Annotated in this window: 21 protein-coding genes; 12 read left to right on the top strand and 9 right to left on the bottom strand. The window is 64.9% G+C overall.

Going from position 1 to position 20,644, the window contains the following annotated elements; all coding sequences use genetic code 11:
- The 12 genes from lptF to ABIC09_RS18580 all read left to right on the top strand — a co-directional run bounded on the left by lptF (position 1) and on the right by ABIC09_RS18580 (position 11,958).
- Positions 1–1,170: an LPS export ABC transporter permease LptF gene (lptF, locus tag ABIC09_RS18635; protein ID WP_354110148.1), complete on the top strand. Its 1,170-nt coding sequence runs from the start codon at positions 1–3 to the stop codon at positions 1,168–1,170.
- Positions 1,167–2,264, top strand: a complete 1,098-nt coding sequence (gene lptG / locus ABIC09_RS18630) for an LPS export ABC transporter permease LptG (RefSeq protein WP_148752955.1) — start codon at positions 1,167–1,169, stop codon at positions 2,262–2,264. Before lptF ends, lptG begins: the two co-directional genes overlap by 4 nt.
- Positions 2,264–4,750, top strand: coding sequence for an LPS-assembly protein LptD (locus ABIC09_RS18625; protein WP_354110147.1), 2,487 nt, complete (start codon positions 2,264–2,266; stop codon positions 4,748–4,750). Before lptG ends, ABIC09_RS18625 begins: the two co-directional genes overlap by 1 nt.
- Positions 4,751–4,833: 83 nt before the next feature.
- Positions 4,834–5,778, top strand: coding sequence for a peptidylprolyl isomerase family protein (locus tag ABIC09_RS18620; RefSeq protein WP_148752953.1), 945 nt, complete (start codon positions 4,834–4,836; stop codon positions 5,776–5,778).
- Positions 5,778–6,788: a 4-hydroxythreonine-4-phosphate dehydrogenase PdxA gene (pdxA, locus tag ABIC09_RS18615; RefSeq protein ID WP_148752952.1), complete on the top strand. Its 1,011-nt coding sequence runs from the start codon at positions 5,778–5,780 to the stop codon at positions 6,786–6,788. Before ABIC09_RS18620 ends, pdxA begins: the two co-directional genes overlap by 1 nt.
- Positions 6,788–7,642: a 16S rRNA (adenine(1518)-N(6)/adenine(1519)-N(6))-dimethyltransferase RsmA gene (gene rsmA / locus ABIC09_RS18610; RefSeq protein ID WP_354082599.1), complete on the top strand. Its 855-nt coding sequence runs from the start codon at positions 6,788–6,790 to the stop codon at positions 7,640–7,642. The genes pdxA and rsmA overlap by 1 nt, the downstream gene beginning before the upstream one ends.
- 25 nt (positions 7,643–7,667) lie before the next feature.
- Complete coding sequence (locus tag ABIC09_RS18605) at positions 7,668–8,726, top strand: alcohol dehydrogenase (RefSeq protein WP_354110146.1); 1,059 nt, start codon at positions 7,668–7,670, stop codon at positions 8,724–8,726.
- 496 nt (positions 8,727–9,222) lie between these two features.
- Positions 9,223–9,711, top strand: coding sequence for a phosphonate metabolism protein PhnM (locus ABIC09_RS18600; protein WP_354110145.1), 489 nt, complete (start codon positions 9,223–9,225; stop codon positions 9,709–9,711).
- A 96-nt stretch (positions 9,712–9,807) separates the two neighbouring features.
- The gene (locus ABIC09_RS18595) at positions 9,808–9,999 is read left to right on the top strand and encodes a hypothetical protein (protein WP_148752949.1); all 192 of its coding nucleotides are present in this window, start codon (positions 9,808–9,810) and stop codon (positions 9,997–9,999) included.
- A gap of 37 nt (positions 10,000–10,036) precedes the next feature.
- Complete coding sequence (locus ABIC09_RS18590) at positions 10,037–10,216, top strand: hypothetical protein (RefSeq protein WP_354110144.1); 180 nt, start codon at positions 10,037–10,039, stop codon at positions 10,214–10,216.
- 55 nt (positions 10,217–10,271) lie between these two features.
- Positions 10,272–10,526 (top strand): hypothetical protein, encoded by a 255-nt coding sequence (locus ABIC09_RS18585; RefSeq protein ID WP_354036094.1) that lies wholly within the window; start codon positions 10,272–10,274, stop codon positions 10,524–10,526.
- A gap of 217 nt (positions 10,527–10,743) precedes the next feature.
- Positions 10,744–11,958: a hypothetical protein gene (locus ABIC09_RS18580; RefSeq protein WP_354110143.1), complete on the top strand. Its 1,215-nt coding sequence runs from the start codon at positions 10,744–10,746 to the stop codon at positions 11,956–11,958.
- Here the strand turns inward: ABIC09_RS18580 and gmk are convergent.
- From gmk to ABIC09_RS18535, 9 genes are all read right to left on the bottom strand, one after another.
- Entirely contained in the window at positions 11,891–12,550 is a 660-nt protein-coding gene (gene gmk, locus ABIC09_RS18575) for a guanylate kinase (RefSeq protein WP_354110142.1), read from the bottom strand. The two genes, ABIC09_RS18580 and gmk, sit on opposite strands and share 68 nt — an antisense overlap.
- A 3-nt stretch (positions 12,551–12,553) precedes the next feature.
- Positions 12,554–13,441: a YicC/YloC family endoribonuclease gene (locus ABIC09_RS18570; protein WP_354036090.1), complete on the bottom strand. Its 888-nt coding sequence runs from the start codon at positions 13,439–13,441 to the stop codon at positions 12,554–12,556.
- A 134-nt stretch (positions 13,442–13,575) separates the two neighbouring features.
- Complete coding sequence (gene mltG, locus ABIC09_RS18565) at positions 13,576–14,847, bottom strand: endolytic transglycosylase MltG (RefSeq protein ID WP_148752944.1); 1,272 nt, start codon at positions 14,845–14,847, stop codon at positions 13,576–13,578.
- Positions 14,848–14,972: 125 nt separating this feature from the next.
- Positions 14,973–16,238: a beta-ketoacyl-ACP synthase II gene (gene fabF, locus ABIC09_RS18560; RefSeq protein WP_148752943.1), complete on the bottom strand. Its 1,266-nt coding sequence runs from the start codon at positions 16,236–16,238 to the stop codon at positions 14,973–14,975.
- Positions 16,239–16,345: 107 nt separating this feature from the next.
- Entirely contained in the window at positions 16,346–16,585 is a 240-nt protein-coding gene (locus tag ABIC09_RS18555) for an acyl carrier protein (RefSeq protein WP_008130699.1), read from the bottom strand.
- Between the two features lie 305 nt (positions 16,586–16,890).
- Positions 16,891–17,628 carry a 3-oxoacyl-[acyl-carrier-protein] reductase gene (gene fabG / locus ABIC09_RS18550; RefSeq protein ID WP_148752942.1) on the bottom strand — a complete coding sequence of 246 codons (738 nt, stop codon included), beginning with the start codon at positions 17,626–17,628 and terminating at the stop codon, positions 16,891–16,893.
- Between the two features lie 11 nt (positions 17,629–17,639).
- Positions 17,640–18,599 (bottom strand): ACP S-malonyltransferase, encoded by a 960-nt coding sequence (fabD, locus tag ABIC09_RS18545; protein WP_354110141.1) that lies wholly within the window; start codon positions 18,597–18,599, stop codon positions 17,640–17,642.
- Between the two features lie 173 nt (positions 18,600–18,772).
- Entirely contained in the window at positions 18,773–19,798 is a 1,026-nt protein-coding gene (locus ABIC09_RS18540) for a fatty acid desaturase family protein (RefSeq protein ID WP_354110140.1), read from the bottom strand.
- Positions 19,795–20,505, bottom strand: a complete 711-nt coding sequence (locus ABIC09_RS18535; RefSeq protein ID WP_354110139.1) for a TetR/AcrR family transcriptional regulator C-terminal domain-containing protein — start codon at positions 20,503–20,505, stop codon at positions 19,795–19,797. The genes ABIC09_RS18540 and ABIC09_RS18535 overlap by 4 nt, the downstream gene beginning before the upstream one ends.
- Positions 20,506–20,644 lie beyond the last annotated feature (139 nt).

Genomic DNA, 20,644 nt, shown 5'->3' with positions numbered 1-20,644 from the left:
ATGGGGTCAATCGACAGGTATATTTTCCGCACGACGCTGGCGTCGTTTGCGCTCGTCCTGGTCAGCCTCACCGGCGTGATCTGGATTACGCAGGCGTTGCGCGGCATCGACCTGATGACGAGCCAGGGTCAGACCATCCTGACCTTCCTCGGCATCACCGGGCTCGTCATTCCGGCGCTGGTCCTGATTATCTCGCCGATCGCGCTGATGATCGCGATCTCGCACACGCTGAACAAGCTCGCGACCGATTCCGAAATCATCGTGATGAATGCCGCCGGCTTCTCGCCGTTCCGGCTGTTCTATCCGTTCTTCTACGCCACCTGCGTGGTGGCGCTGCTGGTCACCTTCATCTCGGCCTATCTCGCCCCCGATGGCATGCGGCGGATCAAGCAATGGGATGCCGAGATCACCGCCGACGTGCTCACCAACATCCTGCAGCCCGGCCGCTTTGCCCAGCTCGACAAGAATCTCACGATCCGGATCCGCGAGCGGCAGCCCGGCGGCATTCTCGCCGGCATCTTCATCGACGACCGCCGCGATCCCAATGAGCGCGTCTCAATCGTCGCCGAGCACGGCGAGGTCGTGAAGAACGACAACGGTTCATTCCTGGTCCTCAAGGACGGCAATCTCCAGCGCTTCGAGGCCGGCAAGCGCGATCCGGCGCTGGTGGCCTTCGGCCGCTACGGCTTCGACATGTCGAAGTTCTCCAACCAGGGCCACGACGTCACCCTCGGCATTCGCGAACGCTATCTCTGGGAGCTGTTCTCGCCGTCCGAGGACGATCCCGTCTACAAGGCGGTCCCCGGCCAGTTCTGGTCCGAGCTGCATGACCGCCTGATGGCGCCGCTCTATCCGTTCGCGTTTGCGGCACTGACCTTCGCCTTCCTCGGCGCGCCGCGCACCACGCGCCAGAGCCGCAACTTCTCGATCGGCGGCTCGGTGCTCGCGGTGTTCGGGTTGCGCATGGCCGGATTTGCCTGCTCGGTGATGGCGGTGAAGTCGCCGTTCGCCGCCGCCGTGCAATATGCGATGCTGGTGACAGCGATCGGTGCCGGCATGTGGATGATCGTCGGCGGTGTCGTGGTCGAGCCGCCTGCCGGCCTGATGGAAGCCATCAACAGATCAAACGCGCGTATCGCGCGGCTGTTCGGGCGGCCGGCCGCCGCATGAGCATGCTCACCAACACGCTCGGGCGCTATTTCGCCGGCCGATTCGTGGTCGCCGCGCTCGGCGTGTTCGCGAGCATTTTCCTGCTGCTGGTCCTGGTCGACTACATCGAGATGGTGCGCAAGACCTCAGGGCTGGCCTCAGCCTCCGCGGTCATGGTCGCGGAAACCTCGCTGTTTCGGGTGCCGCAGCTGCTGGAGAAGCTGACGCCGTTCTGCATGCTGATCGGCGCCATGATGTGCTATCTCGCGCTCTCGCGCCGGCTCGAGCTCGTGGTGGCGCGCGCCGCCGGCGTCTCGGCCTGGCAGTTCATCTCGCCCGCGCTCGGCAGCGCGCTCCTGATCGGCGTGATCGCTACCGTCGCCTACAATCCGATGTCGGCTAACCTGCGCGAGCTCTCCAAGCGGATGGAAGCCGAGCTGTTCGGCTCGGCGCCGGGCGGCGGCATTCAGGATGCATCCGGCTTCTGGCTCAACCAGGTGACCAGCGACGGCCAAACCATCATCAACGCCGCGCGCAGCGAGCAGCAGGGCGTCCGGCTGACAGGGCTCACGCTGTTCCGGTTTGACACAGAGCAGCATTTCAAGGAGCGGGTCGAGGCGCGCGAGGCGACGCTCGAGTCCGGCCACTGGCTGTTCAAGGGCGTGCGCCGCTTCTCGCTCGATGCCCCGCCGGTCGATCAGGCCAGCCTCGAGATTCCGACGACGTTGACCGAAGCGCAGGTCCGCAACAGCTTTTCCACACCCGAGACTGTGTCCTTTTGGCAACTACCGAGCTACATCCGCTCATCGGAGAGCTCGGGGTTCGCGACAGCCGGATATCGACTCCAGTATCACAAGCTGCTGGCACAGCCGTTTTTGCTCGCCGCCATGGTGATGCTCGCGGCTTCCGTGTCGCTGCGCTTCTTCCGGATGGGCGGCGTACAGAAGATGGTTTTGAGTGGCGTGGGCGCAGGCTTTCTGCTCTACGTTCTGTCGAAAGTGACTGAAGACTTGAGCAAGGCTGAGTTGATGCATCCGATCGCTGCGGCGTGGTTGCCCGCGGTGGTGGGCGGCCTCACCGGCTTTTTGGCCTTGCTGTATCAGGAGGACGGATAGTGACGACCGTCCGCCGAGGACACGTGTCTGGTTTGGCGTTGCGCAATCCCGTGCGCGCGAACGGATTCGGCTTGTCTGTCCGCAGGCTCCTGCTCGCCCTGATCGCGACCGTATCGCTTGCCGGCATGATCGATCTTGCCACGGTGACGCCGGCTGCCGCCCAGAGCTACACCTACAATCCGCGGCCGCCACGTCCGACGCCGCCCAAGGCCGCCAATGACGGGCAGATGCTCGTGCAGGCGACCGAGGTCGATTACGACTACAACAACTCGCGCGTCTCCGCGGTCGGCAACGTCCAGCTGTTCTACAACGGCACCAGCGTCGAGGCCGACCGGGTCATCTACGATCAGAAGACCAAGCGGCTCCATGCCGAAGGCAACATCCGCATGACGGATGCCGACGGCAAGATCACCTACGCCGAGATCCTGGATCTTTCCGACGATTACCGCGACGGCTTCGTCGATTCGCTACGCGTGGACACCGCCGACCAGACCCGCATGGCCGCGACCCGCGCCGACCGCTCCTCCGGCAACTACACGGTGTTCGAGAACGGCGTCTACACGGCCTGCGCGCCGTGCAAGGACGATCCGAAGAAGCCGCCGCTCTGGCAGGTCAAGGGCGCCCGCATCATCCACGACCAGCAGGAGAAGATGCTGTATTTCGAGACGGCGCAGCTCGAATTCTTCGGCGTGCCGCTCGCCTACATGCCCTATTTCTCGACGCCCGATCCGACCGTGAAGCGCAAGACCGGCTTCCTGATGCCGGGCTTCACCTCCTACACGGCGTTCGGCTACGGCGTCGAAGTCCCGTTCTACTGGGCGATCGCGCCCGACATGGACGCGACCTTCAGCCCGCGCATCACCTCCAAGCAGGGCGTGCTGTTCCAGGCCGAGTTCCGCCAGCGCCTGATGGACGGCGCCTATCAGGTTCGCGTCTACGGCATCGACCAGCTCAACCCCGGCAATTTCGCCGGCCAGCCGGGCGACCGCCAGTTCCGCGGCGGCATCGAGACCAAGGGCCAGTTCGCGCTGAACGACAAATGGGTCTGGGGCTGGGACGGCGTCCTGCTCTCCGATTACTATTTCATGTCGGACTACCGCCTGTCGGCCTATCGCGATCCGCTCGGCTCGTTCCTGAACCTGCCGACGGATGCGCTGTCGCAGCTCTATCTGACCGGCGTCGGCAATCGCAGCTTCTTCGACGCGCGCACGATGTACTGGACGAGCTTCTCGGGCAACCAGCAGCAGGTCCCGGTCGTCTATCCCGTGATCGACTACTCGAACGTGCTCAACTATCCGATCTTCGGCGGCGAGGTCTCCTACAAGACCAACTTCGTCAATCTGACGCGTAACGACGCGGCGTTCGATCCGATCACGACGGCGGCCAACACCAGCGGCCTGTGCACGACGACGTCAGCCGATCCGCTCGCGCGCACGCCGTCGCAGTGCCTGCTGCGCGGCTTCCCCGGCACCTACACCCGCCTGACGGCGGAGGCGCAGTGGCGCAAGTCCTTCACCGATCCCTTCGGCGAGATCTGGACGCCATTCGCGATCCTGCGCGCCGACGCGATCAATTCCGACGTCTCCAACCAGCCGGGCGTTTCGAACTACCTGCCCGTCGGCGACACCCAGGCGTTCCGCCTGATGCCGACCGTCGGCCTCGAATATCGCTATCCCTTCATCAACGTTCAGCCCTGGGGCTCGACCACCATCGAGCCGATCGCGCAGATCATCATCCGCCCGAACGAGACCTATGCCGGCAAGCTTCCGAACGAGGATGCGCAGAGCATGGTGTTCGACACCTCGAACCTGTTCAGCGTCGACAAGTTCTCCGGCTACGACCGTGTCGAGGGCGGCGGCCGCGCCAATGTCGGCGTGCAGGCGACCACGCAATTCGACAAGGGCGGCGCCGTCAAAGTGCTGTTCGGCCAGTCCTACCAGCTGTTCGGCATGAACTCCTACGCGGTGCAGGACTCCATCAATACCGGCATCAATTCCGGCCTCGACAAGCCGCGTTCGGATTACGTGGCGAGCGCCGCCTACTCGCCGAACAGCACCTATACGTTCAGCGTTCGCTCCCGCATGGACGAGCAGACCTGGAACGTCCAGCGCTTCGAGGCGGAAGGCCGCGCCAACTTCAATCGCTGGGCGGTCAGCGTGATGTACGGCAATTATGCGGCGCAGCCGGAGCTCGGCTATTTGACCCGCCGCGAGGGTATTCTGACGACCGGCTCGATCAAGGTCGCGACCAATTGGGTGGTGACGGGCTCGGCGCGCTGGGACCTTGAGGCCAACAAGATCAACCAATACGTGCTCGGCGCCGGCTATGTCGACGATTGCTTCGTGCTGGCGGCGAACTATGTAACTTCGTATAGCTACTCCGCGGGCACAACACCGCCCGTGCTGAGCCACGCGTTCATGTTCCAGATCGGCCTGCGCACGCTGGCGACCTCGACCGGGTCCAGCGGTACCGCCGGTTACCAGTGAACCCATCTAAAGTGCCGGCCGCCTGTTCCCTATCGCGGAATCATTGCGGCTGACATGCGAGCGACAACCATGACGACCCGATCATGACCATCCGATTGCCTGTCTTCCGCCTCCCCCTCCTCGTGCTGGGCGCCGTGCTGGCCTCCATACTGGTTCTCGCCGGCGCACCTGCACGTGCGCAGAACATCGTGGTCATGGTCAACGGCGATCCCATCACCGATTTCGACATCGAGCAGCGCTCCAAGCTCGACCAGCTGACGACGCAGAAGGCCCCGAGCCGGCAGGACGTCATCAACGTGCTGATCGACGACAAGATCAAGCTCAAGGAAGGCAAGAAGTACGGCGTCGATCCCACCGCTTCCGACATCAACCAGTCCTACGAGGGCATGGCGCAGCGCATGCGCATCTCGCCCGATCAGCTCACCAAATCGCTCGAGGTCAAGGGCGTGCGCCCCGAAGCTCTCAAGAATCGCATGAAGTCCGAGATGGTCTGGACCAGCCTCGTGCGCGGCCGCTTCAAGGAGAAGTTGCTAGTCAGCGAGAAGGACGTCGCCGACAAGGTGCGGGAAGGCGGCGACGAGAAGCTTCAGATCGAGGGCACCGAATACAAGATGCAGCCGATCGTGCTGATCGTGCCGCGCGGCTCGTCCGCCGCCTTCCAGGAGACGCGGATGAAGGAAGCCGAGCAATATCGCTCGCGTGTCGGAAGCTGCGAGGAAGCCAATTCGCTGTTCCGTTCGACGCCGAACGCCACCATCCGCGACAGCGTCACCAAGACCACCGCCGACCTGCCGGAGGCGCTGCGCAAGGTTCTCGACGACACCGCGATCGGCCACCTCACGGCACCCGAAGTGACCAAGGCCGGCATCGAGATGGTCGTGCTTTGCTCGCGCAAGCCGACCACGATCGATACGCCGAAGAAGCGCGAGATCCGCGAGAAGATGTATACGGAGAAGTACGAGAAGACCCAGAGGGTCTATCTCGACGAGCTCCGTAAAGCGGCGATGATCGAATATCGCAACCACTGATGGCTGCTCCCGCAAAGCCCCTTGCACTGACGCTCGGAGAGCCCGCCGGCATCGGCCCCGACATCACCATCGCAGCCTGGCTCAGGCGCCGCGAGCTAGGCCTGCCCGCCTTCTATCTGCTCGGCGACGAGGCGCTGATCGCGCAGCGCGCCAAAGCACTCGGCGCCGAGATCAGGATCGCCGCGGTGAGCCCGGGCGAAGCCGAGAGCGCCTTCGCCGACGCCCTGCCCGTGGTTGCGACCGGCGGGCGTGCGACCGCTGCGCCCGGTAAGCCCGACGCCTCGAGCGCACCGGCAGCCCTTGCCTCGATTCGCCAGGCCGTCAGCGACGTCCGTGCCGGCCGCGCCAGCGCCGTCGTCACCAACCCGATCGCCAAGAGCGTGCTCTACCGCGCGGGCTTCCGTCATCCCGGCCACACCGAATTCCTCGCCGAGCTCGCAGCCACCGATGCCAGCGTGCCGCAGCCGGTGATGATGCTGTGGTCGCCGCGGCTCGCCGTGGTGCCGGTGACGATCCACGTTTCCCTGCGGGAAGCCCTTACCCAACTCACGAGCGAGCTCATCGTCTCGACCGTGCGCATCGTCGCGACTGAGCTCACATCACGCTTCGGCATTGCGCGGCCGCGGATCGCGATCTCCGGCCTCAACCCGCATGCCGGCGAGGACGGTTCGCTCGGACATGAGGAGCAGACCGTGATCGCGCCGGCGCTGAAAGCGCTGCGCCATGACGGCATCGACGCCAGGGGACCGCTGCCCGCCGACACCATGTTCCACGAAGCCGCGCGAAACACTTATGACTGCGCGGTCTGCATGTATCACGACCAGGCGCTGATCCCGATCAAGACGGTGGCGTTCGACGACGCCGTCAACGTCACGCTCGGCCTGCCCTTCATCCGCACCTCGCCCGATCACGGCACCGCCTTCGACATCGCCGGCACCGGCAAGGCCAATCCGGCGAGCCTGATCGCGGCGCTCAAGCTTGCCAGCCGCATGGCGGCTGCAAACAGCTGATGAGCGCGATCGACGACCTCCCGCCGCTTCGCGAGGTCATTCGCCAGCACGCTCTGTCGGCCCGCAAATCGCTGGGCCAGAACTTTCTGCTCGATCTCAATCTCACCGCGCGCATCGCGCGCGCGGCAACGCCGCTGGAAGAGAGCACCATCGTCGAGATCGGCCCGGGCCCGGGCGGACTGACGCGCGCACTGCTCGCGCTCGGCGCCAAACGCGTCATCGCGATCGAGCATGACGAGCGCGCGATCCCGGCGCTGAATGACATTTCCGCGCGCTATCCCGGCCGGCTCGAGATCGTGCATGGCGATGCCATGACCTTCGATCCGCGTCCGCTGCTTGGCGGAGAGCGCGCGAAGATCGTCGCCAATCTGCCCTACAACATCGCGACCCAACTCTTGATCAACTGGCTCACCACCGAGCCCTGGCCGCCCTGGTACGACATGATGGTGCTGATGTTTCAGCGCGAGGTCGGCGAGCGCATCGTCGCGCGCGAGGACGAGGAGGCCTATGGCCGGCTCGGCGTGCTCGCCAACTGGCGCTGCGAGACCAGAATCCTGTTCGACATCTCACCATCCGCCTTCGTGCCGCCGCCGAAGGTCACCTCCTCGGTCGTGCGCCTGGTGCCGCGCGCGGAGCCTCTGCCGTGCGATCGCAAGATGCTCGAGCAGGTCGCCGCCGCGGCCTTCGGCCAGCGCCGGAAAATGCTGCGCCAGAGCCTGAAATCGCTTCAAGCGGATCCCGCGCGGCTTGCGCAGGCGGCCGGCGTCGATGCGACGCGGCGTGCGGAGACCATTCCCATCTCCGGCTTTGTTGCCATGGCGCGTGAATTGGCGGATATACGAGCCGAAACGTGAGAATGGAAATTCCGGAGGAAAGAAAATGGCGGTGATGCGCCGGCAGTCGCTGGTCACGTTCGATGCACCCTTGTGCGAGACCATCGTCGATACGCCCAAGCCGCAAGGACGTGAGGTGCTGGTGCGCATCGAGCGCTGCGGCCTCTGCCATTCCGACCTGCACATCCAGGACGGCTATGCCGATCTCGGCGGCGGCAAGAAGCTCGACACCACGCGCGGCATGACGCTTCCCTTCACGCTCGGCCACGAGATCGCCGGCGTCGTCGACGAAGTCGGCCCCGACGTGGCGGCGGGGCTCGTCGGTTCGAAGAAGGCGGTGTTTCCCTGGATCGGCTGCGGCCAGTGCCGCGACTGCAAGAATGGCGACGAGAACCTCTGCGCCAGGCAGCGCTTCCTCGGCGTCTCCATCGACGGCGGCTTCGCCACCCACGTGCTGGTGCCCGACGCAAAGTATCTGCTCGATTACGATCCGCTGCCCGTCAACCAGGCCGCGACCTTGATGTGCTCCGGCGTCACCGCCTATGGCGCGCTCAAGCGCCTGGTCGACCGTCCGCGCCAGCGCAACCTCTTGCTGATTGGTCTGGGCGGCGTCGGCATGATGGGCCTGTCATTCGCGCAAGCCATGTTCAAGCAGCCGGTCACGGTCGCCGATCTCTCGCCGGCCGCCCGCGAGACCGCGCTGAAGAACGGCGCGGCCAACGCCTACGATCCGTCCGAGCCCGACGCGATCAAGCGCATCCTGAAGGAGACCGATGGCGGTTTTGACGAGGTCGTCGATTTCGCCGGCAACGAGAAGTCGATGGCATTCGCGGTCGCGGTTGCCGCGCGCGGCGGCAAGGTCGTGGTCTCCGGCCTGATGGGCGGCCAGTTCACGCTGCCGATGGTGCAATGGGTCTACAAGCGCCTCACGGTCGAGGGTTTTATGGTCGGCACGCTTGCTGAGGCGCATGAACTGATGGCGCTCGCCCGCGCCGGCAAGATCAAGCCGACACCGATGCGCGAAGAGCCGATGGGCGATGTCCAGAAATGGATCGATGAGCTGCGCGCGGGCCACGTGGTCGGCCGCATCGTGCTGAAGAACTGAGTTTCGAACGGCGGCGGGATACGCGTCTCGCCCCCGCTTTCGTCTTGCTCGATTTCTCGGCTCGACGTTCGTCGCTGAAGGAGACACGCACGCCTTCGCACGAAGCCCGGCGCGTGGAACGGCTGCGGCTACACCGCGTTGGCAGCGCATGTCCATTCGCTGCACCATCGAAAGCGCGCCCTCGGTACGCCGAGGGTGCAGGCCGGCGGTCCATCGGGCACTCAATTTCGAAATTCCGTAGTTCTCCGGACGAGAACAAAGTTCGGGGCGTGGCCCTCGTGCAACGCAGCGCGCTCTTCCGGATTCGGCGCCAATTTTTCGATTTCCCGGAAGCCGTTGGTCGGCCCTTCCGCCCGACGCGGCCCGTCGCTGGCAGCACGCCAACGCCTGCCGCCATCCCAGTTCCGCGGATGGATCCGGGCGCCCCGCCCCCAACTTGCCGAATTCCGATAGCCTATTCCCCCGAAACTTGCGTAGAACCAAAGCACAACTTGCATTGGAATGCGAACAGCCGTTCAATGGCAGCATAAGCCAACAGCACATTGCATCACCTGTGGTTTTGAGTGGAATGCAGACCTTTCTTGTCATTCTGGGCATCTGGCTCCTGATCAACGTACTCTTCGTCGTGATCATGATCCCCCCGCGCAAGCCGCGAAAATCTGACCAGCCGCGATCGTCGAGCACGCTTGCGCCTGTCCCGATCGGCCAAAATGCCTACGCGTTCGATGAGGACGAAAAGGTCTCGCTACGCCACACAATCATCGCCATTGCGATGGGTGCGCTGTTCTCCCTGACGCCGCCTCTTCTGCAAGCCGTCGACGACATCAAGCGGATGATCGGCAAATACCGCAAGCCGTTGCAGCACGCCGAGATGGAAGGCGACGGGCGATCCCTCGATACGGCCCTGAAACAGCTCCGCGCCCGCGAGACTCAGACACCGGCCGATGGATCGTCATCCGGCGAGCAGGACGGCTTGAAACAGTAGAGCCGCGTCCTTCCATCACTTCGCTCTAAAAATTGGAACGCCGCGAACCGCCCGCGCGTTGGCTTCTCGTCAAGGCAACGACGGAATCTGAATCGCATGACGAAGCCGCTGACAAAGACGGTGCGGCCAGTTCCAGACGAAAACCAGAGTCACAAGGGCGCCGGCAGCGCGCCGACCGTTCCCGTCGACACCACCAAGGGCCACCGCGACGACGAGAAGCAGAACATCCGTGAGCAGGCAGCCCACGGCAACTTGACCCAGAATACCAGCAACCGGCGCATGGGATAGGCGCAGAAATCAGGGGGATCAAACAGGAGACACGAACTTGGTCAGTCCAGACAACAAATGGTACGATCCGATCTCAGAGCGCTGGATCGCGCCGCGCGAACTCCACGCCGCAGCACCATTTCCCCACGCCAGCGAGAACCACGTCCTCGAGCTTCAGAGGAACGTCGAAATCCAGCGCATCTGGCGCGCGTTGGTCGATTGCTGCGCAAGGAAGTGATGCTCTTGGACGAGCGTGGCGGAACGCACCACCTGCCGCGCCACTATCACCCCGCATGACCGATCCCGCATCATCAGCAAGGCCCGTCGCAACCGCGATCCGCTATCTCTCGATCATCGCCGGCTGCGCCTGCCTGCTGCTCGCCGCGATCTGCTTCGCCATCGCCTGCCAGGTCTTCATCCAGACCGGGGTGTTCGCGCAATCCTACGCAATGGTGGGATTGATCAGTACGGTGCTGGGGCTTCTCGTTCTAACGCTGGCCCGTGTCTGGAATGGGTTTCGCAAGGGCTCAATCCATCCTACGAGCTGAAGCTGGGGAGACGATCTTTGCTGCGCAGTGACGCTCGGGGTACCTGGACCGCGAGCAAGCAATAGCGCCGGCAAAAAGCCTGAATTCGCGGTGGAACCAACGCCGTGCGGGCCCGATTCAGGCCACATCCTCTCCGGATTTGCGGCTCATTGCCACCTAAGTCTTTGTTGAGAAAGGGAAGGTAACGAGTTGCATGATGCGTAACCGGGAGACCAGAATGGGCAACCGCACGGCAAAGTTTGTATCCGCGCTGATCGGCAGCATCATTGCCGGCGCGCCGTTGGCCGCTGTCTCACAGAACGCGCCAAGCGCCCCCAGTACGGCGAGCACGGCGAATGCCGCGAGCGACTGTCTCGCCTCACCGAAGGGTGCCACGCCGCAGGGCCAGCACTGGTTCTATCGGCTCGAGCGCGCGACCAAGCGGCAATGCTGGTATCTGCGTGCCGAAGGCGCCAAGGCGACGCAGAGCGCGCAGGCGACGCAGGGCGCGCAGGAGGCGACGGCCGATACGCCGAATGCAGCTCCAGCCGCGCCGCAATCGGTGCAGAATGCGCATGCTGAATACATCGCGCCGCAAACCCGTGCCGCAGCAAGCGCGCCGGCGCCGGCCGCAGCCTCAACACAGCAGTCTCCCGGCACCGCTGATGCCAATGCAGCGCAGCCCGCCGTCGCCACGCGTTGGCCCGACGCCGCAGCCGCTTCGCCTGCACCGCAGCAGCCATCACCTGCGACGGCTGCCGCACCTGCAGCGGCGCCCGCACGGCCGAGCGCGACACCCGCCGCATCCCCTGCCCCGGTGACGCTCGCCGCGGCCGAAGCGCCCGCCGACAAGCCGACGGGCTCGCTCCAGATGCTCCTGCTCGTCATCGGCGGCGCGCTGGCGCTCGCCGGCCTCCTCGCCAGCATCATCTATCGCTTCGCCGGCGGACGCGTCCGCGTCCAGGCCGGCGACCATCGCCGCGTGAACTGGGACCAGCGGGATCACGGCGACAGCCGCGCGCCCTGGCTCAATGACCGGCCTGCCCCGGCGCCGCGCGCGCAACGGCCGCGACCGGTGGACTTCGACGCTGGGCGTCCCCAGCCGGCGCAACTCGCCGCATTCACCAACGAGATCGGCAGGATCGCAGCACGGGGCCGCCCCGCCCCGCTCGCGGCAGCAGAACCTGACGAGACCGGGATCGAGATATTCGACGGGGAGCTCGAGGTCGAGGCCCCGGCACCGCAGTTGGCTGCCGCCGCCCCCCATGACGCAGCGCCGGCTGGTCACGATGAAGCGACACCCGACGACGAGGATGCCGTCAACATCGACATCATCACGGCGATGCTGGAACGGCTGGCGCAGGAAGGGCCGCGGCTGCCGCAGCCTAGCCTTGAAGCTGACCTTGCAGACCTCGCACGAATCCAACGAGACCGGTCCGCCGCTCGCGCTTGAGTCGCTCGGCCTTCAGGATCGACTGCACCTCGGCGAAGGCGTCATCAACATTGTGGTTGATGACGATGTAGTCGTACTCGGCCCAGTGGCTCATCTCGTGGCTGGCACGGCTCATCCGATTGCGGATCACCTCGTCGGAATCCTGCGCACGCGAGTGTAGCCGCTTCTCGAGATCGCCGGCCGACGGCGGCAGGATGAAGACGCGAACCACGTCGACGCTTGCTTTCTGGTGCAGTTGCTGCGTGCCCTGCCAGTCGATGTCGAAAAGCACGTCCTGCCCCGCTGTCAGTGCCGCCTCGACCGGCGCACGCGGCGTCCCGTAAAGATTGTCAAACACGGTGGCCCATTCGAGCAGTTCGCCCTGTTCCACCATCGTCTCGAACCTGGGCTTGCTGACGAAGAAATAGTCGCGCCCCTCGACCTCTCCCGGCCGCTTCTGACGCGTGGTCGCCGACACTGACATCTTCAGGCCGGGCTCCCGCTCGAGCAACATCCGCGACAGCGTCGTCTTGCCCGCGCCCGATGGCGAGGACAACACGAACATCAATCCGCGCCGCTCGACACCGTCAGTACCGTGACCGCCCGTCGTCATCGATCACTCCAGATTCTGGACCTGCTCGCGAAATTGCTCGACCACGTTCTTCATGGCGAGCCCGGTATTGGTCAGCTCGATGTCGTTCGACTTCGAGCAGCAGGTGTTGACCTCGCGGTGAAACTCCTGCGCCAGGAAATCGAGCTTGCGCCCAACCGGGCCGCCCTTGCCGATCAGCTCGCGCGCCTGCGCGATGTGGGAGGCGATGCGGTCGAGCTCCTCGCGGATGTCGGCCCTGGTTGCGATCAGGATCGCTTCCTGCATCAGGCGCTCGGAATCGAAACGGTCGGAGGTGTCCAGCAGCGTTGCGATCTGCTCGGCGAGCCTGGCCCTGATCGCCTCCGGCTTGCGGCCCGGGGCGGCCTCGGCCTTCTTCGCCAGCACCTCGACCTCGTCCACGCGCTGGGTGAGGATCTGCCCGAGCGAGGTGCCCTCGCGCTTGCGCATCTCGACGAGTTCGGCGAGCGCCTTGTCGAAGGCGTCCGCTGCAGCTGCGCGCGCGGCCTTGTCCTCCTCCTCGTCCCCCTCGGGCTCGGCGACCTCGATCACGCCCTTGATGGCCAGGAGGCCGTCGACGCTCGGCGCGACCGCGTCGACCTTGCCGGCGATGACGGAGGCGGCCTTCAGAACGGCATTGAGCACGTCCTCATTGACGCGGACGGAGGTGGCGGCATTGGCGCGCTTGACGGTGAGATTGGCGTAGACGGTGCCGCGCGACAGCAGCTCGGCGGCGCGCTTCTTGGCATAAGCCTCGAGCTCGTCGAACCCCTGCGGCAGCCGCACCCGCAGGTCAAAGCCCTTGGCGTTGACCGACTTCAATTCCCATTCGAACGTATACGGCCCGCTCGCGCCGTGGCTTCGGGCAAAGCCGGTCATGGACGACAACGCCATCAGGTCAAATTCTCCGGAAACATGGGATTCGCGAGGCCAACAGGCCACGCGAATCTTAAGACTATTTTGCAGGAAAGTGGAATCCGCAAAGTCCCGTAGGCAGGTCTGCGCAAGGGCTGACGCCGGACCAAGGCCTAGCGCTGGATCACCGGCGGCGACGGCTGCACCGCGCCCTGCCGCGCGGGCGCCGGACCAGCGGGCCGCGCCGGCGGCTTCTTCTGCTGGGTCGGCTTGGGCGTGGTCGCGGTCGGCGCCGTATCGGCAGCCGCAGGCGCCGCGGCGGCCGGCGCCTGTACGTCGTCGGCCGGCTCGACCGTGTCGTTCTGGATCTGCCTCTCCATCGCGCGCAGCTTGGCGACGTTCTTCTGGTGCGCGTCGTAGGTCTCGGTGAAGGCATGCCCGCCCGACCCGTCGGCGACGAAAAAGAGGTCGCGGGTACGGGCCGGATTGGCCGCAGCCTCAAGCGAGGCGCGGCCGGGGTTGGCGATCGGGCCCGGCGGCAGGCCCTCGATCACATAGGTGTTGTAGGGCGAAGGCTGCGTGATCTCGCTGCGCTTGATCGGGCGTCCCAGCGTGCCCTTGCCGCCGACAAGGCCGTAGATGATGGTCGGATCGGACTGCAGCTTGATCTTCTGCTTGAGGCGATTGACGAACACGGCAGCGACCCGGCTGCGCTCGTCCGGCTTGCCGGTCTCCTTCTCGACGATCGAGGCGAGCGTCTCCAGCTGCTCCGGAGTCTTGACCGGAAGATCCTGGCTGCGGCGCTCCCAGATCTCCGCGAGCACGCGCTTGTGCGCCTGCTGCATGCGCTGGATCACCTGCTCGCGCGGGGTCCCGCGCGGGAACTTGTAGGTCTCGGGCAGCAGCGTGCCTTCACGCGGCAATTCGCGCACGCTGCCGGTGAAGATGTCATTGTCGGACAGCCGCGCCACGATCTGCTCGGAGGTCAGGCCTTCCGGAATCGTGACGGAATGCTGCACCACCTTGCCCTCGACGATGGTGGCGATGACATCACGCAGGGATGCGTTCTTCTGGAACGAATATTCCCCCGGCTTCAGGTCCGAGCTCGCCTTCAGCGCAGCCACCGCGGCGATGAACACCCACGGATTGACATCGGTCACGCTTTCCCTGTTCAGGGTCTCGGCGATGTCACGCTTGCCGGCGCGCTGCGGAATGTTGACGATCTTGTCGTCCTTCAGCGGCCCCGGCGCCTCGAGCACCTGCCGGCCGTAATAATAGACGCCGCCGGCGCCGAGCATGGCAATCAGCAGCAGAGTGATGATGGCGTTGCCGACCACGACAAAGGGATTGCGCGCCCGCTCCGAACGCTTCGGCGGTGGCGGGACCTGCTCGGGCTCGAGCGCTGCCCGGGGACTCCGGGGCGAAATGGGCGGCCTTTCACTCATCGAAGCAACCTGAATCCTGCCGGTTCAATCGCAGCCTGACAATCGCTTGCCGAGCCAAATGCACGCGCCCACAGACATGACTATCGCCGAATACGGCAAAACGGTGGATTCGTCGCAAACACAAACTATTGGGCCAGACGCCGGATGATCACCGACGCATTGGTACCGCCGAAACCAAAAGAATTCGACAACGCGACGTTCACCTCACGCTGCTTCGCCTTATGCGGCACGAGATCGATCGCGGTCTCCACCGACGGGTTGTCCAGGTTGATGGTCGGCGGGACCACATTATCGCGAATCGCGAGGATGGCGAAGATCGCCTCGATCGCGCCGGCCGCACCGAGCAGATGGCCGGTCGACGATTTGGTCGAGGACATCGCGACTTTGGAGGCGGCATTGCCGAGCAGCCGCTCCACCGCGGCGAGCTCGATCTCATCGCCGAGCGGCGTCGAGGTGCCGTGCGCGTTGATGTAATCGAGGTCGGACGCCGTGAGGCCGGCGCGTTTCAGCGCGGCCGACATGCTGCGGAAGCCGCCATTGCCATCGGGGGACGGCGACGTAATGTGATAGGCGTCACCCGACAGACCGTAGCCGATCACCTCGGCGTAGATCCTGGCGCCGCGGCGCCGGGCATGCTCGAGCTCCTCCAGGACGAGGACGCCGGCGCCCTCCCCCATGACGAAACCGTCGCGGTCCTTGTCGTACGGACGCGAGGCCTTCTCCGGCGTCTCGTTGAAGCCGGTCGACAGCGCGCGCGCGGCGTTGAAGCCGGCAATGCCGATACGGCTGATCGGCGACTCCGCGCCACCGGCAACCATCACGTCGGCATCGCCGAGCGCAATCAGGCGCGCGGCGTCGCCGACCGCGTGGGCGCCGGTCGAGCAGGCCGTGACCACCGAATGGTTCGGCCCCTTCAGCCCGTGCTTGATCGAGACATAGCCGGACGCGAGATTGATCAGGCGGCCCGGAATGAAGAACGGCGACACGCGGCGCGGGCCGCGCTCTTTCAGCAGGATCGCGGTATCGGCAATGCCGTTGAGGCCACCGATGCCCGAGCCGATCATGGTACCGGTCGCACATTTGTCCTCTTCGGTCTCGGGATGCCAGTTGGCATCGTCGAGCGCCTGGCCGGCCGCGGCCATGCCGAAGATGATGAAGTCGTCGACCTTGCGCTGGTCCTTCGGCTCCATCCAGATATCGGGATTGAAGCTATCGTTCGACCCGTCGCCGCGCACGACGGTGCAGGCGTATTTGGTCTGCAGATCGGAGACATCGAAGCTCTCGATCCTGCGCGCACCGCTTTCGCCGTTGAGGATGCGTTTCCAGGTCGGCTCGACGCCGCAGCCGAGTGGCGACACCATGCCGAGACCAGTGACGACAACCCGCCTCATATCCGAAAACTCCGCATCGAAAGATTCACGGCCAATAACAAGAAACCGGCTGACCGCTGCGAAGCGGCCCGTCCGGTTTCAATGTTGTCCCCGCGAAAATGAAGAGCTTAGCTCTTCGCGTTCTTCTCGAGAAACTTCGTGGCGTCGCCGACGGTGAGAATCGTCTCCGCGGCGTCGTCCGGAATCTCGCAACCGAATTCTTCTTCGAACGCCATCACCAGTTCGACGGTGTCCAGACTGTCGGCGCCGAGGTCGTCGATGAAGCTCGCTGCGTCGACAACCTTCTCGGGTTCAACACCAAGGTGTTCGACCACGATCTTCTTAACCCGTTCGCCAATGTCACTCATTGCATAACCTCGCGTTGTTCCCTGTAGACCCGACCCCCCGGGACGATACGAGCCGTCGTGGTCGTTGACTGCCTTCGCTTACGAACTTTGAATTGGCCCCACCTTAATCGATGGAGGCCCGGCGAACGACGGCCAAGGCTCCGCATCGCCAATATACAGGGTTTCAAAAACCTGCAATGGCGTTCTTTGCCCATCCGTTGAAGGCCCGGTTATCATACTTCAACTGCCTTGACTACACGCCTCAATTCGCTCCGGAAACGGCCGTTTGCCGCATCCTGCCCATGTGGGCAGTGCGAAACGAATTGTCAGATCATCGCCATGCCGCCATTGACGTGGATAGTCTGGCCGGTGACATAGGCTGCTTCATTCGAACTCAGGTAGACCGCGGCCGCCGCAATGTCCTCGGGCGTCCCCAGGCGGTTAGCCGGAACCTTGGTCAGAATCGTCTCGCGCTGCTTGTCGTTGAGCGCATCCGTCATCGGCGTCTTGATGAAGCCGGGCGCGATGCAGTTCGCGGTCACGCCGCGCTTGGCGTATTCGGCGCCGAGCGTCTTGATCATACCGATCAGGCCGGCCTTCGATGCGGTGTAATTGCCCTGCCCGGGATTACCGGTGACGCCGACGACCGAGGTGATGGCGATGATGCGGCCGAAGCGCTTGCGCATCATCAATTTGGTGGCGGCACGCGCCAAGCGGAAGGTCGCGGTCAGATTGACGTTGATGACCTCGTCCCAATCCTCGTCGCGAAGCTGCACGAACAGATTGTCACGCGTGATGCCGGCATTGGCAACGAGAATGTCGACCTGCCCCATCGCGGCTTCCGCGGCCGGCACCAGCGCCTCGACCTCGTCGGCCTTGGAGAGATTGCAGGGCAGCACATGGGTGCGCTCGCCAAGCTTGCCGGCCACCTCATCCAGCACTTCCTTGCGCGTTCCAGAGATCGCGACGGTGGCGCCCTGCGCGTGCAGCGCCTGTGCGATCGCGCCGCCGATGCCGCCGGTCGCGCCGGTGACGAGCGCCTTTTTGCCAGTCAGATCGAACATCGAATACTCCTCTAGCCCTGCTTCGCAGCGGCCAATGCATCCTTGGCGGCGGCAATGTCGTTCGGACCGCCCACGGCAACACCGACGGCGCCGTCAGCGATGCGCTTGACGAGTCCCGTCAATACCTTGCCCGCGCCGATCTCGAAGAAGCGGGTGACGCCCTGCCCCGCCATGTAGGCAACCGACTCGCGCCAGCGCACCGTGCCGGTGACTTGCTCGACCAGGCGGCGACGGATCTCGTCGGGATCGGTGATGGCGCTTGCCAGCACGTTCGACACCAGCGGCGCAGCCGGCGCCTTGATCGTGACCTTGGACAGCGCCTCGGCCATGGCGTCGGCGGCAGGCTGCATCAGCTTGCAATGGAACGGCGCGGACACCGGCAGCAGCATGGCGCGCTTGGCACCCTTGGTCTTGGCGATCTCGACGGCGCGATCGACCGCGGCCTTGTCGCCGGAGACAACCACCTGGCCGCCGCCATTGTCATTCGCAGCCTGGCAGATCTGGCCCTGAGCCGCCTCCTTGGCGACCGCCATGGCCGCGTCGTAATCAAGGCCGAGCAACGCGGCCATCGCGCCGGCGCCGACCGGCACGGCTTTTTGCATTGCGAGACCGCGGATGCGAAGCAGCCGCGCGGTGTCCGAGATCGTCAGACTGCCGGCAGCAGCCAGCGCCGAGTATTCGCCGAGCGAGTGGCCGGCGACGAACGCCGCATCCCGCCCCACGGAAAACCCGGCTTCAGCCTCCAGCACGCGCAGGGTGGCCACAGACACCGCCATCAGGGCGGGCTGGGCGTTCTCGGTGAGCTGGAGGGTTTCGGCCGGGCCATCCCAGATGGTGGCCGTCAGCTTCTCTCCAAGCGCGGCATCGACCTCATCGAACACGGCGCGCGCCGCCGGAAAGGCGTCGGCCAAGGCCTTGCCCATGCCAACCGCCTGGGAACCCTGCCCCGGAAATGTGAATGCTGCCGTCATCGGCGCTCCCTGGATCGCTCGAGCCGCGTGCTTCGAGAACCCGGCAGCCGATGACGCCCGGCCCGAGCCTTGGTTCCCGACCGTGCTCCGAAAGGGGCCGTAGACACTGTCCGGGGCTGGAATGTCAAGCCAAGATAGGAACTTCGGCCTGCATTCGACTGGGGATGCGGCCCCTAGAATCCACCATTGGTCTGGTTGGAATCGACCGCTGCCCCTGCTTGCGCGCGGCGTGCATTGTTGACCAATTGCCCCGGCCGGTCGTCGCGGTTCGGCTTGGCCGTGGCGAGCCGCAGCACTGCGGCGTAGTTCGGCTGCACCTCCATCCGCTCGGCATGCCGGCTCTCGCTCAACAGGCGATGCACCTTCGGCAGATTGTAACAGGGCACATAGAACAGCAGATGATGCTCGAGGTGGTAGTTCACGTAGTATGGCGCAATGAACAGGCGCTCGAGAAAATTCGCATGCGTGGTGCGGGTGTTGCGCAGGGGATCGCTGCTGTCGGGCACCACGGCGTGCTCGGCGATGTTACGGATACGGGTGATGACCATCATCCAGGTCACCAGCGGCACCAGCCATAGCAGCGGGTAGGCCCACCACACGCCGGCCGCCGCGCACGCTGCGAACATCGCAGCGTTGACCAGGCATTGCGGGCCGAGCTTGTCCCGGAAATGCGCGGTGCGCTGCCGCCATTGCCAGTCCTTCGGACCGAGCGCGTTGAGCAATTGCGCCTTGCGCTGCTGGTAGCCGGTCTGCCCGGTGATGTCGCGAATGAACTTGCGGCGATAGCTCAGCCCGGTGATTGGAAACGGCGCCGACAGCACCAGATCAGGATCGTCCTCCTGCTGGGTGCGTGCATGATGCTGCAAGTGATAGCGCCGATAGCTGCGCGTCTCGGCAAAGAGCGGATAGGCGCAGAGCCACTGGCTCAGGGCCAGATTGGTCTTCTCGTCAGCGGACAGGCAACCATGCGCACCGTCATGCATGAGGATCGCGAGCCCGAGCTGGCGCGAGCCGATGATGGCGACGGCGAGAACATAAGTGATCGGATTGGGCCACCACGCGACCAAGGCGATCGCGGCAATGATGAGCGCCCAGGCGTGTGCGATCATCGCAACGCCCTTCCAGGTCACGCGCCGGCGCACCTCGGCCAGTTGATCGTCGGTCAGGAAATCGCGGGCACGCATGCGAAGCGCGGTCATGACCTGCCCTCCTCGTTCGAATGGCTTGATGTGTCGCGCTCGTCGACGAGACGCGGGCGCGCTGTCTCGCCCGTGGATTTCGCCTGCTCGCCGAGGACGCGCAGCATCTCCTCGCAGAGTGCCTCCGGCGAGCGGCCCATGGCGTAGCCCTCGAGAATGATTCCGATGGCGACGGCCCAGAAACGCCGCGAGCTTTCGTCGGGCGCGCGCAGCGAGCGCCAGCCACGGCGGGCGACCTGGCCCGCATAAGCACGTGCGCCTTCGCTGTGCAGGCGTTCGATGGTGCGCTCGACCAGCGGCGCCAGATCCTGTCGCCGCCGCGTCAGCGTCAACGCCTCCGCGAAGAAGGCGATCGAATCGCTCGCCGTCACGGTCTCGGCCAGCGCGTGGGTGTATTCCCGCGGTGTGCGCGCCTTCAGCGCCGCCTGCTCGGTCGCGCGCGCCAGATACAGGAGATCGCGGCAGGCGCATTCGACGAACAGCGCCTCCTTGGTGCGGAAGTAATAGGTGATCTGGCTCGGGAACGCGTCCGCTGCGGCGGCGATATCGGTGATTGCGGTGCCCGACAGCCCCCGCTCCCGAAACAGCGGGCTGGCGGCGTCCAGCAGCAGGGAACGCGTCTTGCGCCCGGCCGAACGCGTCGCCCGCGTGGCATGTTTGGGATCGCCAGCCGCCTCAAACGGCTCCTGGGCCGACTTTTCCACCATCGGATCCTCTTGCTCGGATATTTGTATGACATACAAACAAAGAAATCAAGCCGGATGTGGCGTGGGAGGACCGGTCCCACTACCCTCACCGGGACGATCCGGGCCGAAAACACGGCCGCAAACCTTGCCAAGCCGGCCA

The sequence above is a fragment of the Bradyrhizobium sp. S3.12.5 genome, assembly GCF_040548225.1.
GTDB classification, from domain to species: Bacteria; Pseudomonadota; Alphaproteobacteria; order Rhizobiales; family Xanthobacteraceae; genus Bradyrhizobium; species Bradyrhizobium cytisi.
The sequence above is the reverse complement of the archived record's forward strand: the minus strand, read 5'-3'. Positions and strand labels throughout refer to the sequence as shown.

Bases quoted from the DNA above. Each gene is read 5' to 3' on its own strand.
- mltG (WP_148752944.1), bottom strand. From the start codon at position 14,847: ATGAGTGAAAGGCCGCCCATTTCGCCCCGGAGTCCCCGGGCAGCGCTC.
- lptG (WP_148752955.1), top strand. From the start codon at position 1,167: ATGAGCATGCTCACCAACACGCTCGGGCGCTATTTCGCCGGCCGATTC.
- lptF (WP_354110148.1), top strand. From the start codon at position 1: ATGGGGTCAATCGACAGGTATATTTTCCGCACGACGCTGGCGTCGTTT.
- rsmA (WP_354082599.1), top strand. From the start codon at position 6,788: ATGAGCGCGATCGACGACCTCCCGCCGCTTCGCGAGGTCATTCGCCAG.
- ABIC09_RS18620 (WP_148752953.1), top strand. From the start codon at position 4,834: ATGACCATCCGATTGCCTGTCTTCCGCCTCCCCCTCCTCGTGCTGGGC.
- ABIC09_RS18570 (WP_354036090.1), bottom strand. From the start codon at position 13,441: ATGGCGTTGTCGTCCATGACCGGCTTTGCCCGAAGCCACGGCGCGAGC.
- pdxA (WP_148752952.1), top strand. From the start codon at position 5,778: ATGGCTGCTCCCGCAAAGCCCCTTGCACTGACGCTCGGAGAGCCCGCC.
- ABIC09_RS18605 (WP_354110146.1), top strand. From the start codon at position 7,668: ATGGCGGTGATGCGCCGGCAGTCGCTGGTCACGTTCGATGCACCCTTG.
- ABIC09_RS18585 (WP_354036094.1), top strand. From the start codon at position 10,272: ATGACCGATCCCGCATCATCAGCAAGGCCCGTCGCAACCGCGATCCGC.
- ABIC09_RS18535 (WP_354110139.1), bottom strand. From the start codon at position 20,505: ATGGTGGAAAAGTCGGCCCAGGAGCCGTTTGAGGCGGCTGGCGATCCC.
- fabD (WP_354110141.1), bottom strand. From the start codon at position 18,599: ATGACGGCAGCATTCACATTTCCGGGGCAGGGTTCCCAGGCGGTTGGC.
- ABIC09_RS18580 (WP_354110143.1), top strand. From the start codon at position 10,744: ATGGGCAACCGCACGGCAAAGTTTGTATCCGCGCTGATCGGCAGCATC.
- ABIC09_RS18595 (WP_148752949.1), top strand. From the start codon at position 9,808: ATGACGAAGCCGCTGACAAAGACGGTGCGGCCAGTTCCAGACGAAAAC.
- fabF (WP_148752943.1), bottom strand. From the start codon at position 16,238: ATGAGGCGGGTTGTCGTCACTGGTCTCGGCATGGTGTCGCCACTCGGC.
- ABIC09_RS18555 (WP_008130699.1), bottom strand. From the start codon at position 16,585: ATGAGTGACATTGGCGAACGGGTTAAGAAGATCGTGGTCGAACACCTT.
- fabG (WP_148752942.1), bottom strand. From the start codon at position 17,628: ATGTTCGATCTGACTGGCAAAAAGGCGCTCGTCACCGGCGCGACCGGC.
- gmk (WP_354110142.1), bottom strand. From the start codon at position 12,550: ATGACGACGGGCGGTCACGGTACTGACGGTGTCGAGCGGCGCGGATTG.
- ABIC09_RS18540 (WP_354110140.1), bottom strand. From the start codon at position 19,798: ATGACCGCGCTTCGCATGCGTGCCCGCGATTTCCTGACCGACGATCAA.